Raw genomic sequence first — 15,137 nt, forward strand, 5'->3', positions numbered from 1 at the left:
GCTTACCGCCCCAGGTGCCCCAGCGGCAGCGCCCCCTGCGGCTTGATCGTCTTGATTGCGAAGTTGCTGCGGATATCCCGGATCCCCGGCAGCTTGAGCAGCGTATCGGTCAGGAACCGCTCATAGCCGCGCAGATCCGGCACCACCACATGCAACAGGAAATCCGACTCGCCCGACACCAGAAAGGCGCTGACCACCTCGGGCAGGGCCAGCACGGCCAGGCGGAAGTTCTCCGCTTCGACCTCATGGTGCCGCTCGACCTTCACCCCCACGAACACCGTCAACCCCAGGCCGACCGCCTCGGCTTCGAGGCTGGCATGGTAGCCGCGGATCACCCCGGCTTCTTCCAGCAGCCTCACCCGTCGCAGGCACGGCGAAGCCGACAGCCCGATCTCTTCAGCCAGTTGCACGTTGGTGAGGCGCCCGTCGCGCTGCAGTGCGCCAAGGATGCGTTGGTCGTAACCGTCCAGCTTGGGGTAGGTTGGGTCATGGTTTGGCATAAGTGGCCTGTGGCTAGGTATCGAATTGGTACATCCTGCCAATAATAGCCACGTTGCGGGCGCATAACGCAAGCACCTGCCTCGACCTTCCGGCATAGAATTTTCACTCTGTTGCCCCAGCCTGAGGTCGTTGAAATGGACGAAAAACTGCTCTACCTGACTGCCCTGACGATGATCTACCTGATGCCGGGCCCGGACATGATCCTGCTGCTGCAGACCGGTGCGCGCCAGGGGCGCCGGGCGGCGCTGGCGACCGTGCTGGGGCTGGCGGTTGCCCGTGCGTGCCACGTGACCCTGGCCGCCGTCGGGCTGGCGACGCTGTTCAAGGTACTGCCCTGGACGTTCGAGGTGGTCAAGTACACCGGGGCGGCCTACCTGCTGTGGCTGGGGGTGAAGATGTTCAGGCCCGTGGCGGGTGCAGTGCAGGGCCCGGGGGGGGCAGCGGTACGTGGCACGTGGAGGGCGGCGATAGCGCAGGGCTTTCTGACCAACCTGCTCAACCCCAAGGCCTTGCTGTTCTGCTCGGTGCTGTTGCCGCAGTTCATCCACCCCGCACAGGGGGCGGTGGGTGAGCAGTTCGCGCTGCTGGGGCTGGTGCTGGTGGTGATGGGGATGATGTTCGATGGGGTGTATGCACTGGCCGGCGGGTGGGTCGGGCGCCAACTGGAGCAGCGCGCGCTGGCGCAGAAGGTTCAGCAGTGGGTGTTTGGTGGGCTGCTGGTGGGGTTTGCGGTTCGGTTGGTCTGGGTGCAGCAGGGGTGAGGGGCGGGCGGTTGGGGCGGGCCCGGCAGGCGCCAGTCGATGAAGTTGTGGCGCTCTTCAAATCGAGCGCCGCCCGCGCGGCGCTTCGCCGGCAAGGCCGGCTCCTACATTTGCTGCAACGCGCCATGGCCTGCGGGCCTCGGCGGCAGATAGGGGGCATGAGCCCAGGGCGGGCAGCACGAAACCTGCACATGGTGGACGTCGTTACAGGTGTAGGAGCCGGCCTTGCCGGCGAAGCGCCGCGCAGGCGGCGCACGACCCTGAGGGCGCTGGATAGCCCAGGCCCTGCATCTCTCTTCATGAAGCTTTGGTGACAAAAGTTCGGTAGCAAAGCGCCACCCCCGTCATGGGTATGTGCAGTCACTGCGCAGCCGCACAGGGACGAAGGGAGTGGAGCGATGGGAACCATGGAACGCTACGCAAAAGTCGGAATGCAGGAACTCGATCAACGCCTGGCGAAGATCGTCGAAGCCGCGCGCAAGCAACCGGTGTCGGTGTACCGCTACGGCGCACCCTGGGTGTGGATCGTGTCCCAGGACGACTGGCAAAGCGCGCTCAAGGAAGTCTCCAGCTGCATCCCGCCAGGCCATTCGCTGGTGATGCTCAAGCCCAGGGTCGAGGAACTGCTGGCCGCCCACGCGCAGGAGCTGGCCGACCTGGCCCGGCGCAACGCGATGAGCATCGCCCCGCACACCCTGATGCACCTGCTGCTGTTGCAGCTGCTGTATTCGGTCCCCAGCGAAAAACAACTCTACGAACAGCTCAACTACAACCTGCTGTTCCGCTGGTTCGTGGGCCTGGAACTCAAGTCGCGGGTGTGGAGCTTCAACCTGTTCAGCCACGACCTCAACGCACTGCTGGCCTGCCAGCAGGCCACGCGCCTGCTGCAGTCGATCGTCAACGAGGTGTGCAACGCGGGCCTGGCGCAGATGCCCGAGTTCAGCCTCAACCTGGCCCAGCTGCACAGCTGGCTGGCCCGCCACGCCGGTCACGGCGGCGCAGACAACCATTCATAAGACACGGCCCTGGGCCAGACGGATTTCCTTGAACGAGGGGGCGGTGTGGAGCATTTGTTTTTCAACGGGTGGCGAGCCGGCGCAGTGATGCTGCTGGCCCTGGGAACCCACCACGCAAGCGCCGAACAGGCCGAGCGTCGCGTCGATATCAACGAGTACGTGGTGCGCGGCAACACGGTGCTCGATGCCCGCGCCATCGAGGAGGCGGTGTACCCCTACCTCGGCCCGCAGAAGACCCTGGTGGATCTGGAAGGCGCCCGCGAGGCCCTGCAGAAACGCTATCAGGCGCTGGGCTATCAGTCGGTGTTCGTCGAGCTGCCCGAGCAGCAGGTCGAAGGCGGCGTGGTGTACCTGCAGGTCAGCGAAACCAGGGTCGGCCGGGTACGAGTGGTCGGCGCCAGGCATTACTCGCCCGTGGAGATCCGCGAGCAGGTGCCGGCCCTGAGCGAGGGCCAGGTGCCGGACTTTGCCAAGGTCCAGGGCGAACTGGCCGCACTCAACCGCGGCCCCGGGCGCCAGGTGATGCCACTGGTGCGCGAAGGCCAGCGCCCCGGCACCCTGGACGTCGACCTGCAGGTCGAAGACAAGCAGCCCTGGCACGCCAGCATCGGCCTGAACAACGACTACAGCGCCGACACCAGAAAGCTGCGCAGCGTGGCCACCGTGGGCTACAACAACCTCTGGCAACTGGGTCACAGCGTGTCGCTGACCTGGTTCACCGCCCCCCAGGACACCGACAACGCGCAGGTGTGGTCCGGTTCATACAGCGCGCCCCTGAACCCGCGCTGGACCCTGCAGGCCAGCGGCTACAAGTCCGACAGCAGTGTGGCCACCGTGGGCGGCAGCAACGTGCTGGGCAAGGGCCATTCCTACGGGCTGTCGGCGATCTACTCACTGGTGCCGGACGGCAACTGGGCCAACTCGTTTTCCGTGGGCATCGACTTCAAGGACTTCGACGAGCAGGTCGAACTGGGCGGCGAGCGCGATACCGTGCCGCTCAAGTACGCACCGATCACCCTGGCCTACAACGGCTTTCGCTACACCGAAGCCTCGCAGCTGGGGCTGGGCCTGAGCCTGGTGGCCGGCACACGCCGGCTGTTCGGCTACGGCAGCGACGACGAGGCCTTCGACTACAAGCGCTACCGCGCCGACTCCAGTTTCGCCGCGCTCAAGGGCGATGCGAACTACACGTTCACGTTTGCCGGCGACTGGCAGAGCGCAACCAAGCTGGGCTTTCAACTGGCCTCCGGGGCCCTGGTGTCCAACGAACAGTTCGCTGCCGGCGGCGCCACCTCGGTGCGCGGCTACCTGGCCGCCGAACGCACCGGCGACGACGGCCTGCTGTTCTCCCAGGAACTGCGCACGCCCTCGTTGGGCCGCTACGTGGGCAGCTACATCAGCGACTGGCGTTTCTATGTGTTCGCCGAAGGCGCGCAGCTGTCGCTGCAGGACCCGCTGCCCGAGCAGGACGACCACTTCAGCCTGGCCAGCGTCGGCCTGGGCACCCGCGCCACCCTCAACGACTGGCTGTCCGGCAGCCTGGACTGGGGCCTGCCGCTCAAGGACGGCGCGAACACCGAGAAAAACCACTCGCGTCTGCACTTCAGCGTACAGGCAACCTTCTGACCCCATCGGCATCGACCCTGGAGACATTCCATGCAACGCCTCATCTTGACCCTGCTCATTTGCCTGGGCTTTGCCCTGCCGGGCAGCGCCAGTGCCTGGTGGCAGGACGACTGGCAGTTCCGCAAGCAGATTTCCGTCGACACCACGCCCCAGGGCGCGGCGCTGACCCAGTCGCTGGGCCGCACGGCACTGCTGGTACGCCTGCACACCGGCAATTTCAGCTTTGATGGGGTCAATGAAAACGGCGCGGACATCCGCTTCGTGGCCAGCGACGACAAGACCGTGCTCAACCACCAGATCGAAAGCTTCGACCCGCTGATGGGCATGGCGCTGATCTGGGTCGACGTGCCGGACGTGCAGGGCGGCCAGCGCCAGGACCTGTGGATGTACTACGGCAACCCCAAGGCGCAGCCGGCCAATGCGCAACCGGCCTTCGATGCCGACTACACCCTGCTGATGCACTTCGACGGCGCCGCACCGCGTGACGCCAGCCCCTACGGCAACCAGGCCCAGGGCAGTGCGGCGAGCATCGAGGGCATCATCGGTCGCGCCATCCAGTTCAACGGCCAGCCGCTGCTGCTGGCACCCAGCCCGTCGCTGCAACTGCCGGCTGGCGCCGCCTTCACCTTCAGCGCCTGGGTACGCCAGGACCAGCTGCTGGGCGATCAGTTGCTGCTGGCCCGCCATGAAGGTGAAAACCGCCTGCTGCTGGGTGTGAGCCAGGGCCTGCCGTTCGTCGAGGTCAACGGCCTGCGCAGCGCTGCCGGCCAGGTGCTCGATGCCGGCCAGTGGCAACACCTGGCGCTGGTGGGCGAGGGCGGTACGCTCAGCCTGCTGGTGGACGGGCGCCAGGTCGCCAGCCTGACCGCGGCGGTGCCGGCGTTCAATTCGACCCTGGCCATCGGCGCCGACCTGCCGCCGGCCGAGGGTCAGCCGGCCGGCGCCTATGTGCCGTTCGTGGGGGCGATGGACGAGCTGCGCCTGTCGCGCATCGCCCGCGCCGTGCCGGTGCTGCAGGCCGACGCGCTGGCCCAGGGCGCCGAGTCGCGCCTGGTGGTGTACGGGGTGGATGAAGAGCAGTCCGGTTTCGGTTTCGGCAGCCTGGGCTTTCTGCTCAAGGCGGTGCCGCTGGACGCCTGGATCATCATCGCGGTGCTGGTGCTGATGATGGTGCAGTCGTGGGTGATCATGCTGCGCAAGAACCGCACCCTCAACCACGTCAGCCAGGCCAACCGGCTGTTTCGCGAGCAGTTCGCCAACATCGGCACGCGCCTGGAGATGTTCGCCGACGACACCGCCCTGGGCGAGCGCCTGACGCATTCGTCGCTGTGGCGCCTGTACCTGGTGGCGGTCAAGGAGATCCGTACCCGCCGCGCCCAGGGCTTCGACACCTCGGCGGTGTCGGCGGCCACCATCGAGGCCATTCGCTGCTCCATGGACGGGGTGCGCACCCGCGAGAACCAGGCGCTGGGCTCGAAGCTGTCGAGCCTGTCCAACGCGATTGCCGGCGGCCCTTACATCGGCCTGCTGGGCACCGTGCTGGGGATCATGGTGGTGTTCCTGGGCACCGCGATGGCCGGTGACGTGAACATCAACGCCATCGCCCCCGGCATGGCCGCGGCGCTGCTGGCCACCGCCATGGGCCTGTTCGTCGCGATCCCCGCGCTGTTTGGCTACAACCGCCTGATCACCCGCAACAAGGAGGTCAGCGCCGACATGCGCGTGTTCGTCGACGAGTTCATCACGCGCCTGGCCGAGCTGCATGGCGAAGGCCAGGCCGGCGAGGCCAGCCACCGGCGTGCTGCCCACGCTGCCCACCCGTCCATACCGGCCTGAGGAGAGCGCCATGGCAGCCATGAATGCTTCCCACGACGATGACGACGACGCGGCCGTCGACAGCATCAACGTCACCCCGCTGGTGGATGTGCTGATGGTGGTGCTGGTGATGTTCATCCTCACCGCCACCGCGCAGGTGTCGGGCATCCAGATCCAGCTGCCCAAGGCCAGTGCCTCGGTGTCGCTGTCCCAGCCCAAGACCAAGGCGATCTCGGTCAACGATGCCGGGCAGGTGTTTCTCGACGCCTACCCGGTGACCCTGGCCGAACTGGAAGAGCGCCTGCGCAGCGAGAAGGCGCGCAGCCCGGACTTCCCGATCATCGTGCGCGGCGACGCGGCGGTGCAGTACCAGAAGGTGGTCGAGGTGCTCGACCTGTTGCGTCGGCTGGAGCTGGCCCAGGTCGGGCTGGTGACCGGCAAGCCGAACCAGGGTTGAGGATGCCCATGAACCAGAAGTTCGATAGCCGGCGCCTGCTCAAGTGGGGCGTCGTGGCACTGGTGGGCGCGGGCCTGGCCTGGTTGCTGTGGCAGTGGGCCAACGACATGAGCGGGGTGCGCCGCGAGGCACCGAAGATCCCCGCGATCATTCCGCTGCCGCCCCCCCCACCGCCGCCGCCCCCCGAGCCCCCCAAGGAACCGGAGCCGCCCGTGGAAGAGAAGATTGTCGAGCCGCAGCCGGTGCCCGAGGCCGAGGAGGTCAAGCCGGCCGAGGAGGCGCCGCCGAGCCCGGCCGATGACATGGCCAACCCGATGCAGATCGACGGCGATGCACAGGCGGGCGGGGACGCTTTCAACATCGGTGCCGGCAAGGGCGGCGGCATGGCCGGCGGCGGTGGCGGGCTGGGCAGCGGCAGCTACGGCCAGTTCCTGGCGTATGCCTTCCAGCGCCTGCTGCGCGACAACCCCGAGCTGCGCAACCTGACCTTCAACCTGCAGGGCGATGTTTGGCTCAGCGAAACCGGCGAGGTGACCCGCGTCGAGCTGGTGCGCTCCAGCGGCGATGCCGCGGTGGACGCCCAGGTGCTGGCCGCGTTGCGCGCCGCCCCGGCCATGACCCAGCGCCCGCCGGCGAGCCTGACCCTGCCGGTGCGTATCGCCTTGCAGGGGCGCCGCGGATGAACCCGGCGCCCGATCCCTACGACGCACGACTTACCAACAGGAGCGGTAAATCCATGATGTGCTCAGTGAACCGATTGACCCTGGCAGTCGGCCTGGTGGTCGCCGCGGCGGTCGGTCCGGCCGTGGCGCAGACCCCGGCGCCGTCGCAGAACGCGACGATCAACCTGATCCGCCTGCTGGTGCAGCAGGGTGTGCTCAAGCAGGACCAGGCCCAGGCCCTGATCGACCAGGCCGAAAGCGAGGCGGTGCAGGCCCGCGCCAGCGTGGCGGCGGTGCCGGCGGCCAATGGCGAGGTGCGCGTGCAGTATGTGCCGGCCATCGTGCGCGACCAGATCCGCGACGAGGTCAAGGCCGAGGTGATGGCCAAGGCCAAGCAGGAGAACTGGGCCGCGCCCAACACCTTCCCCGACTGGGCCTCGCGCATCAGCTTCGATGGCGACGTGCGCCTGCGCGACGAGTCGCGCTACTTCTCGGGCAACAACAGCAACCAGATCATCGATTTCGCCAAGCTCAACGCCGACGGCCCCTACGACGTCAACCCCAACAACGGGCGCAACCTGCCGCCGCTGCTCAATACCCGCGAAGACCGCGAGAACCTGCTGCGCCTGCGCGCGCGCCTGGGCCTGAAGGCGGTGCTGTCGCCGAGCTGGACGGCGGGTATCCGCATCGGCACCGGCAGCGACAACGGCCCGGTGTCCACCACCCAGACCCTGGGCGGCGGCTTCGGCAAGAAGGACCTGTGGCTCGACCAGGGCTACCTGAGCTGGGTGGCCAGCGAGCGCGTGACCCTGACCGGCGGGCGTATCGCCAACCCGTTCATGTCCACCGACATGCTGTATTCCAACGACCTCAACTTCGACGGCGTGGCGGCCCTGTTCAACCAGCCGCTGAGCGACAGCCTGAGCCTGTTCGGGACCCTCGGCGCGTTCCCGGTGGAGTACAGCGCCGACACCGCCAGCAGCAACGGGCTGGACAAGGAGAGCAGCGACAACAAGTGGCTGTACGGCGCGCAGCTGGGCGCCAACTGGCAGATCAACGACAGCAACCGGCTCAAGGGCGCGCTGGCCTACTACCGCTTCGACGACATTGCCGGCGAGCGCTCCGGGGCATGCGAGCCGTGGAACGGCGACCCCGGCTGCGACAGTGACGGCAGCCGCCCGACCTTCATGCAGAAGGGCAACACGCTGTTCCTGCTGCGCGACATCACGCCCAACCCGGCCAACCCGGCCGCCACCCCGCAGCCGCAGTTCGTGGGGCTGGCGTCGGAGTTCAACCTGCTGGACCTGAACGCGGTATGGGACACCGAGCTGCCGCACGACTTCAAGCTGCGCAGCCAGGCCAACTACATCCACAACCTGGCCTACGACGAAGGCGAGATGCGCAAGCGTTCGGCCGGCCAGTTGGCCAACAACCTCGACAGCGACGGCAATATCAAGAGCGGTGCCAATGCGTGGATGGTGCAGTTCACCCTGGGCAACGCGCTGGAGCTGAAAAAGCAGGGCGACTGGAACCTGTTCGCCGGCTACAAGCACATCCAGCCCGATGCCTTGCCCGACGGCTTCAACGATTCCTCGTTCCACCTGGGCGGCACCAACGCCAAGGGCTACATCCTCGGTGCCAACTACGGCCTGGACCAGAACGTGTACGCCACGGCGCGCTGGATGAGTACCGAGGCGGTCTACGGCGCGCCGTTCGATATCGATGTGCTACAACTTGAAGTCAACACGCGCTTCTAGCAGGCGCGCACAGGGAGAAAGAGCATGAACAAGCGAGCCTATCGGGCCTGTTGTTCGTACCTGCTGGTGGCGTTGGGCGTGAGCTGGGCGGGGGTGGCTGCGGCCGAAGGCATGGAAGAGCGCCTGCGCACCCAGCTGCGCAGTACCACCCAGCAGTTGCAGGCGCTGCAGAGCGAACAGGCGCAGGCTTCGGCGGCGCGCCAGAGCGCCGAGCAGCAACGCGATGCGGCCCAGGCCCAGGTGCAGCAACTGACCGCGCAACTGGCCCAGGCCCGTGGTCAGGCCGAGCAGCTGCTGGGCCAGCAGCAGGCCCTGCACGGCCAGGCGCAGGCGCTGGTGGCCAGCAGCAACGCGCAACTGGGCAAGTACAAGCAGGCCTACGACGAGCTGCTGGGCATGGCCAAGGCCAAGGAAGCCGAGCGTGCGCGCCTGGCCGCCAGCCTGGCCGAGCGCGAGCAGCAGGTGCTGGCGTGTTCGGCAAAGAATCAGCAGATGTACGGGGTCGCCAAGGGGATTCTTGCGGCCTACGAAAAGATCGATGTGGCGGATGTGATGAGGATGCGCCAACCCTTTGCCGGGGGCGCCCGGGTAAAGTTCGAGGAACTTGCCCAGGCCTACGGCGATCAGCTGTACCAGACCCAGTTCGATGCCGCGCAGGGCGGCAGCAAACCGCAAGTCAATTGACACAAGGAAGCGAAGCCATGAGCGACAACCAACTGATCGAAACCGTCAGCGCCGACTCTCTGACCACCCTGTTGCAGGATGCAGGTTGCCGAGTCAATCGCAGCGAGCAGAATGCCGTGGTGCAACTGCTCAGTGCCAGCCAGGGCGTGGGCTATGCGGTGCGCTTTGGCAACCGTGCCGAGCGCGAGGGCGAGTTCCTCGACTTCACCTACAGCTGCGCCCTGCGCATCCAGGGCGAGCTGCCGGCCGGGCTGGCCGAACGCTGGAACGTATCGCGCCGCTTCGCGCGGCTGTCGGTGCAGGGCGAGTTCCTGGTGATGGAGATGGACGTGATGGTGGCCGACGGCGTCAGCCACAAGCACCTGCTGGGCAGCCTGGTGCTGTGGGACCGCCTGCTGCAGGAGTTCATCGTGTACCTGCGCGACTACAGCCGCAACGTGGCCCAGGTGCAGGACGAGGCGGTGGCCGGGGCTGAAGCGGTGAGCGCTTCGTGACTCGACGTACGCTGTGGGCCGGCGCGGGCGCGCTGGCCGTTCTGGGCGTGGCAGTGGTGTTGGCACTGCGCACGGGGGATGACCCGGTGGCAGCCAGCGCGAAAGCGCCGGCGGTTGCCGCTGTGGCGAGCGATGCGGGGCCGGCGCTGGCGCGCCTGGGCGACCAGCAGGTCAGCGTCGAGGAGCTCAAGGCGCTGTTCGCCAAGCTGCCGGCGCCGGCGCGCGAGGAACTGAGCGGCAATCGCCAGGCCCTGGAGGGCTGGATTCGCTCGCGCCTGACGGAAAAGGCGCTGTACCAGCAGGCCCAGGCCCAGGGCTGGTCGGAGCGTCCCGATGTGCAGGCGCAGACCCATGCGGTGGTGGAGCAGATCGTGCTGCGCGACTACCTGAACTCGGTCAGCCAGGTACCGGCCGACTACCCCAGCGAGGCTGAACTGCAGGCGGCCTACGAGAACGGCAAGGCCAGCCTGCAACTGCCCACGCGCTATCACCTGAGCCAGATTTTCCTGGCGGTGCCGGACGAGCAGTCGGTGGCACGCGTGCGCAAGCAGGCGCTGGCCCTGAGCAAGCAGGCCCAGGCTGCCAATGCCGACTTTGCCGCGCTGGCCAGGGCCAACTCGCAGGACCGCGAGAGTGCGCAGCGTGGCGGCGACAGTGGTCTGCAGCCGCTGAGCCAGTTGCTGCCGCAGGTGCGCGATGCGGTGCCGCAGCTCAAGGAAGGGGCGGTGAGCGAGCCGTTGCAGAGTGCGGCGGGCTTTCACATCGTCAAGCTCATCGAGGTGCAGCCGCCGCGTGTGGCCAGCCTGGACGAGGTGCGCGACAGCCTGCGTGACCTGTTGCGCGCCCAGCGCCAGGAACAGGTGGCCCGGGCCTACGTGGACGGCATGTTCAACAGCGCGACGCTGAGTATCGATGGCGCTGCGCTCAATCAGGTCATGGACGCCAGCCGCTAGGCGGCGCCGATCAAGGAAGAGCGGGCCCTGGCCGGGGCCCGGCAGGAGGCGAGGATGCCGATGTTCGATATGCCGCACTACGTGCCCGATTATCCGCCGGCCGAGCCGCTGGCCAAGGTGCGGGCCGGGCTGGGCTGGGTGCAGGACGAGCAGATGCTCAGCTGTTTTCTGGCCAGTGCGCGGTGCGGCTGCTTCATGCAGGCTGCGCGCAGCCTCAACCTCAAGTCCACCCTGTTGCGCAAGAAGCTGGCGCAGCTGGAAGCGCGGGTGGGGTATCCATTGTTCGTCAACCGCGGCCATGCCCTGGTGCTCAGCCGCGAGGGGCGCCAGTTGCAGGCGTTGCTGCAGTCGAGCCTGAGCAGCAAGCCACAGGCCATGACCGCGCTGGATGCGCCGGTGCTGGTGCGCCTGGCGGTGGCCGAGCCGATCATGCAGGACATTCTGGCGCGCAACCTGGTGGCCTTCGTGCGCCAGAACGCCGGGATCCGCCTGGACGTCAGCGGCCTGGATGCACAGGGATTGGCGCAGGCCGATGTGGTGCTGTGGCTCGATGACGAGGCGGGCAGCGTGCCGCTGCCGGGGTTTGCCGGCGAGGCGCCGACGCGCCTGGCGCAGCTGGAGTATCACCCGCACATTGCCAAGCGCTATTCGCGCGAGAGCAACCGACCGGTGTGCCGGGACGACCTGCGCGACTACATGCTGGTGCAGTGGCAGGGCGAGGCCCAGGTGGCGGCGCTGGCGCCGTGGAACCGCCTGTTGAACGAGCGCGAGGCGGGGGTGACGCGGGTGCCGGGCTACGACCTGTTCAGCCAGTTGATCAAGTGCAGCGCGTGCATCGGCTTGCTGCCGCATTATGCGGCGCAGCTGGACCGTGGCCTGCTGGCATTGCCGGGGTTGCTAGAGGCGCCGATGCGCCGCACGGTGTGGCTGGCGGTGCATGAGCGTGCGGCGCAGGCGGCGTTGGTGCAGGTGCTGGTGACCATGATCCGGGCCGCGTTCGAGGAGCGTCGGGAGTGGTTCTGAAGGGGCGCGGTGCCCTGTAGGCGCCGGCTTTGCCGGCGAACCGGCGCCGCACCTCAGACGATAAAACGCGTGACCAGCATGGTCAGTTGCGTGGCCAGCTGCGACAGCGCATGGCTGGCGACGCGGGTCTGCTCGGCGCCCGCCGCCGAGCGGCCCGACAATTCACGAATGTTCAGCAGGTTGCGATCCACCTCGCGGGCCACCTGGGCCTGCTCTTCTGCCGCGCTGGCAATCACCAGGTTGCGCTCGTTGATCTGGCCGATGGCCGTGTAGATGCCCTCCAGCACCTGGCCTGACGCCTGGGTGATGCCCAGCGTGGACTGCGCGCGGCCGGTACTGGCCTGCATCGAGTCCACCGCCGCCTGGGTGCCCTGTTGCACGCTGTTGATCATCTGCTCGATTTCCTGGGTCGATTGCTGCGTGCGGTAGGCCAGGGTCCTGACCTCATCGGCCACCACCGCAAACCCGCGCCCGGCCTCGCCGGCACGCGCCGCCTCGATGGCGGCATTGAGCGCCAGCAGGTTGGTCTGCTCCGACACCGAACGGATCACCTCCAACACCGTGCCGATCTCGCGAATCTGCACCGCCAGCTGTTGCAGGCGCTCGCCGCTGATCGCCACTTCGCTAGCCATGGCCTGGGTGCCGTCGATGTTGTCGGCGACCTGCTGGCGGCTCTGTTCGGCCAAGGCATTGGAGGCACTGGCCGCCTGGGAGGTGGACACCGCATTGCGCGCCACTTCCTCGACCGCCGTGGTCATCTCGGTAACCGCCGTGGCGGCCTGTTCCAGCTCCTGGTCCTGCTGGCGCAGGCTCTGGGTGCTCTGCTCGGTCACGCTGTCCAGGGCCTGGGCGGCGCTGGACAGCTGCGTGGCGCAGGCGGTGATCTGCCCCAGGGTATCGCGCTGGCTATGCTGCATGCGTTCCAGTTCGGCGAACAGCTGGCCGATCTCGTTGTGGCTGCGCACCGTCACCGGCACGCTCAGGTCGCCCCCGGCAATGCGCTGAAAATGCACGCCGGCCTCGCGCAGCGGGCGCAGCACACGGTCGACGATAAAGGCCCAGCACACGGCGGCCAGCACCAGGGTCAACAGCCCCAGCAGCACGCTCAGCCACTGGGCCGTGGCCAGGCGCTGGTCGGACTCGGCCATGATCTGCCGGCTGCGCTCGGCCAGGGCTGCCACCAGTTGCTGGCGCAGCGCCTGCAGGGCACGCATGGCGTTGCCGGCATCCACGTTGACGGTGAAGTAGTCGTCCAGCGAGCCCTTGAGCGTGGCGGCGCGCTGCCCGGCCACGGCGTTGGCGTAGTCGGCGAAGGTGCGCTGCAGGTCCTGGGCCAGGGCCTTTTGCGCCGGCTCATGGGTGTTGGTGACGAAGGCGTCGACCAGCGCCTGGCTGTCGCCCAGCAGCTTTTGCGACATGGCCAGGCGCGCCTTGGCACTGTCGAGGTGGCCGCCTTGCTGCTCGATAAAGCCCGACGACACGTTGGCACTGGCGCGAATCGCCATCAGCAGCGCGTTGTTGAGGCGGTCGGACTGCTGGGCGGTCTGGTCCAGCTCGTTGATCTGCGCGTCGCTGCCCACCGCCGCCCGCCAGGCGCTGACGGTGGAAAACAGCAGGGTGGCGCTGAACAGCAGCAGCACCCAGAACATTCCGGTGCGGATCTTGAGGTCGGCAAGCATGCGGGCATTACTCCTGGCAGTAAAAAATACCCCCACTCTGTGCGGTGGGTAGGCTGCTATCGGGGGCGCGGCGCATGACTTTAGGGGGCGACGACGGGTTCTGTTCGATTACCGCACAGCCTTTGTTTCAGCGGCCCTCGTGCTGGCGGCGGTAGGCGCCGGGCTGCACGCCGATGGCTTTGCCGAACGCCCGGGTGAAGGCGGCGATGGACTGGTAGCCCACCGCTGCGCAGACCTGCTCGACGGTGTTGTTGGCCTTGAGCAACTGGCAGGCGTGACGCATGCGCAGCGCCAGCAGCACCTGGCCCGGCGACTGGCCGGCCAGCTCGTTGAAACGCTTGAAGAAGGCCGAGCGCGACAGCCCTGTGCAGGCGGCCATGCTCTCCAGCGACCAGGGCTGTTCGGGGTGTTCGATCAACTGCTCCAGCAGCGGGGCGAACGCCGGGTGACGGGCCAGGGCGACCAGGCCGCCAAGGTCCTGGTTGTCGCTCACCTGCTGGCGCAGCACGTACAAGAACAGCAACTGGCTCAGGCGCTCCAGCAGGGTGGAGGAGGGTGCGGGGGTGCGCTGGCATTCCTCCAGGATCAGCTCGAACAACGCCCGCGCCGCCTGCAGCGACGGGTCGCCGGTGCGCAGGATGATCCAGTCGGCCAGCGACTCGGCCATCAGCGACGACAGCCCCGGCTGGAAGTGAAAGAACCCGCACACCAGCCCCACGCCATCCGCCGCCTGGCTGTCGAGCGCCTGCATCGGGATGCGCGGCTGGCAGCGCGCGGTGTCGCTGTCGGCGCTGTCGGACAGGCGATAGGGCAGGTCGCGCAGCAGGAACACCGCCTCGCCGGCCTCCAGCCGCTGCGGCTCGGGCTGGCCGTCGATGTGCAGCCAGCAGTGGCCCTGCACCACCACGTGAAAGCTGGCCCGGGCCAGGCCCTGGGTGCTGGCGTGCCAGCCACCGCAGTAGCGCCCCACATGGAACAGGCTGGCGTCCAGTTCCAGACGCTCTAATAACCAATCGACCAAAACGCTGAAAGAAATCATCTAATGGAAACACTCAGGAGCAAGTAATCGCGACTGTAGAATATGGATCGGTTTTCTTATAACCAACAGACTTGGCGAACACCTTCAGTATGCAGGAGACCACGCCATGTCACGCATCACTCTACACACCGTGCAAAGCGCCCCGGAAGCCGCGCGCCCGTTCCTGGAGAACGCGCAGAAGAATTCCGGCTTCATTCCCAACCTGCTGGGCGTGCTGGCCAACGCGCCGGCCGCGCTGGAAACCTATGTGACGGTTTCGGCGCTCAATGGCAAGGCCGAGCTGAGCCTGGCCGAGCGCGAAGTGGTGCAGCTGATTGCCGCCACCCAGCACGGCTGCGACTTCTGCGTGGCCGGCCATACGGCGGTGGCGCTGAACAAGGCCAAGCTGCCCGAAGAAGTGGTGCAGGCCCTGCGTGCGCGCGGCGAGTTACCATCGCCCAGGCTCGAAACCCTGGCCAAGTTTGCCCGCGAAGTGATTGCCACCCGTGGCAATGTGAGCGATGCCACCTACGCTGAGTTTCGCGAGGCCGGTTACACCGAAGGCCATGCCCTGGAAGTTATCCTGGGGGTGAGCCTGGCCACGTTGTGCAATTTCGCCAACGTGTTTGCGCGCACGCCGCTCAATGACGAGCTGGCCAAGTACCGCTGGCAGGCCGACGCTCAGTGAGCC

At 67.3% G+C, this 15,137-nt stretch carries 15 protein-coding genes; 12 read left to right on the top strand and 3 right to left on the bottom strand.

The genetic code is table 11. From position 1 onward, the window contains the following. Positions 1-2 precede the first annotated feature (2 nt). Complete coding sequence (locus tag V9K84_RS06090) at positions 3-500, bottom strand: Lrp/AsnC family transcriptional regulator (RefSeq protein ID WP_058541157.1); 498 nt, start codon at positions 498-500, stop codon at positions 3-5. Between the two features lie 135 nt (positions 501-635). Here V9K84_RS06090 and V9K84_RS06095 point away from each other — a divergent pair, with 135 nt between their 5' ends. The 11 genes from V9K84_RS06095 (at position 636) to V9K84_RS06145 (ending at position 11,749) form a co-directional block, all read left to right on the top strand. Next, on the top strand, positions 636-1,262 hold the full coding sequence (locus V9K84_RS06095) for a LysE family translocator (protein ID WP_078481895.1): 627 nt from the start codon (positions 636-638) through the stop codon (positions 1,260-1,262). 398 nt (positions 1,263-1,660) lie between these two features. After that, positions 1,661-2,278, top strand: coding sequence for a transposase (locus tag V9K84_RS06100; RefSeq protein WP_173925066.1), 618 nt, complete (start codon positions 1,661-1,663; stop codon positions 2,276-2,278). Positions 2,279-2,365: 87 nt separating this feature from the next. Continuing rightward, positions 2,366-3,904 carry a ShlB/FhaC/HecB family hemolysin secretion/activation protein gene (locus tag V9K84_RS06105; protein ID WP_088515468.1) on the top strand — a complete coding sequence of 513 codons (1,539 nt, stop codon included), beginning with the start codon at positions 2,366-2,368 and terminating at the stop codon, positions 3,902-3,904. Between the two features lie 30 nt (positions 3,905-3,934). Beyond that, a complete protein-coding gene (locus tag V9K84_RS06110) occupies positions 3,935-5,740 on the top strand; it encodes a MotA/TolQ/ExbB proton channel family protein (RefSeq protein ID WP_088515439.1) in 1,806 nt (601 codons plus the stop codon). Between the two features lie 10 nt (positions 5,741-5,750). Continuing rightward, positions 5,751-6,176: a biopolymer transporter ExbD gene (locus tag V9K84_RS06115; RefSeq protein ID WP_043860333.1), complete on the top strand. Its 426-nt coding sequence runs from the start codon at positions 5,751-5,753 to the stop codon at positions 6,174-6,176. 8 nt (positions 6,177-6,184) lie between these two features. Then, entirely contained in the window at positions 6,185-6,859 is a 675-nt protein-coding gene (locus tag V9K84_RS06120; RefSeq protein ID WP_240619904.1) for an energy transducer TonB, read from the top strand. Between the two features lie 53 nt (positions 6,860-6,912). Continuing rightward, positions 6,913-8,595: a putative porin gene (locus V9K84_RS06125; RefSeq protein ID WP_058541153.1), complete on the top strand. Its 1,683-nt coding sequence runs from the start codon at positions 6,913-6,915 to the stop codon at positions 8,593-8,595. A gap of 24 nt (positions 8,596-8,619) precedes the next feature. Then, the gene (locus tag V9K84_RS06130; RefSeq protein WP_088515438.1) at positions 8,620-9,279 is read left to right on the top strand and encodes a DNA repair protein; all 660 of its coding nucleotides are present in this window, start codon (positions 8,620-8,622) and stop codon (positions 9,277-9,279) included. Between the two features lie 17 nt (positions 9,280-9,296). After that, complete coding sequence (locus tag V9K84_RS06135) at positions 9,297-9,773, top strand: YbjN domain-containing protein (RefSeq protein ID WP_043860180.1); 477 nt, start codon at positions 9,297-9,299, stop codon at positions 9,771-9,773. Next, on the top strand, positions 9,770-10,726 hold the full coding sequence (locus tag V9K84_RS06140; protein ID WP_088515437.1) for a peptidylprolyl isomerase: 957 nt from the start codon (positions 9,770-9,772) through the stop codon (positions 10,724-10,726). The genes V9K84_RS06135 and V9K84_RS06140 overlap by 4 nt, the downstream gene beginning before the upstream one ends. A 54-nt stretch (positions 10,727-10,780) precedes the next feature. Further along, positions 10,781-11,749, top strand: coding sequence for a LysR family transcriptional regulator (locus V9K84_RS06145; protein ID WP_088515436.1), 969 nt, complete (start codon positions 10,781-10,783; stop codon positions 11,747-11,749). Positions 11,750-11,802: 53 nt separating this feature from the next. On the opposite strand, the gene V9K84_RS06150 is transcribed toward V9K84_RS06145, so the two are convergent. Continuing rightward, entirely contained in the window at positions 11,803-13,428 is a 1,626-nt protein-coding gene (locus tag V9K84_RS06150) for a methyl-accepting chemotaxis protein (protein ID WP_088515435.1), read from the bottom strand. A 127-nt stretch (positions 13,429-13,555) separates the two neighbouring features. Then, complete coding sequence (locus V9K84_RS06155; RefSeq protein WP_338794319.1) at positions 13,556-14,467, bottom strand: AraC family transcriptional regulator; 912 nt, start codon at positions 14,465-14,467, stop codon at positions 13,556-13,558. A 106-nt stretch (positions 14,468-14,573) separates the two neighbouring features. Between V9K84_RS06155 and V9K84_RS06160 the strand changes: the two genes are divergently transcribed. Further along, positions 14,574-15,134: a carboxymuconolactone decarboxylase family protein gene (locus V9K84_RS06160; protein WP_043860184.1), complete on the top strand. Its 561-nt coding sequence runs from the start codon at positions 14,574-14,576 to the stop codon at positions 15,132-15,134. Positions 15,135-15,137: the final 3 nt, after the last annotated feature.

Origin of the sequence: Pseudomonas sp. AE27, assembly GCF_037113495.1 — a bacterium.
GTDB lineage: Bacteria > Pseudomonadota > Gammaproteobacteria > Pseudomonadales > Pseudomonadaceae > Aquipseudomonas > Aquipseudomonas palmensis.

Coding starts and splice junctions, on each gene's coding strand:
- V9K84_RS06115 (WP_043860333.1), top strand. CDS start 5,751: ATGGCAGCCATGAATGCTTCCCACGACGATGACGACGACGCGGCCGTC.
- V9K84_RS06135 (WP_043860180.1), top strand. CDS start 9,297: ATGAGCGACAACCAACTGATCGAAACCGTCAGCGCCGACTCTCTGACC.
- V9K84_RS06145 (WP_088515436.1), top strand. CDS start 10,781: ATGCCGATGTTCGATATGCCGCACTACGTGCCCGATTATCCGCCGGCC.
- V9K84_RS06160 (WP_043860184.1), top strand. CDS start 14,574: ATGTCACGCATCACTCTACACACCGTGCAAAGCGCCCCGGAAGCCGCG.
- V9K84_RS06090 (WP_058541157.1), bottom strand. CDS start 500: ATGCCAAACCATGACCCAACCTACCCCAAGCTGGACGGTTACGACCAA.
- V9K84_RS06155 (WP_338794319.1), bottom strand. CDS start 14,467: ATGATTTCTTTCAGCGTTTTGGTCGATTGGTTATTAGAGCGTCTGGAA.
- V9K84_RS06110 (WP_088515439.1), top strand. CDS start 3,935: ATGCAACGCCTCATCTTGACCCTGCTCATTTGCCTGGGCTTTGCCCTG.
- V9K84_RS06100 (WP_173925066.1), top strand. CDS start 1,661: ATGGGAACCATGGAACGCTACGCAAAAGTCGGAATGCAGGAACTCGAT.
- V9K84_RS06130 (WP_088515438.1), top strand. CDS start 8,620: ATGAACAAGCGAGCCTATCGGGCCTGTTGTTCGTACCTGCTGGTGGCG.
- V9K84_RS06125 (WP_058541153.1), top strand. CDS start 6,913: ATGATGTGCTCAGTGAACCGATTGACCCTGGCAGTCGGCCTGGTGGTC.
- V9K84_RS06095 (WP_078481895.1), top strand. CDS start 636: ATGGACGAAAAACTGCTCTACCTGACTGCCCTGACGATGATCTACCTG.
- V9K84_RS06120 (WP_240619904.1), top strand. CDS start 6,185: ATGAACCAGAAGTTCGATAGCCGGCGCCTGCTCAAGTGGGGCGTCGTG.
- V9K84_RS06150 (WP_088515435.1), bottom strand. CDS start 13,428: ATGCTTGCCGACCTCAAGATCCGCACCGGAATGTTCTGGGTGCTGCTG.
- V9K84_RS06105 (WP_088515468.1), top strand. CDS start 2,366: ATGCTGCTGGCCCTGGGAACCCACCACGCAAGCGCCGAACAGGCCGAG.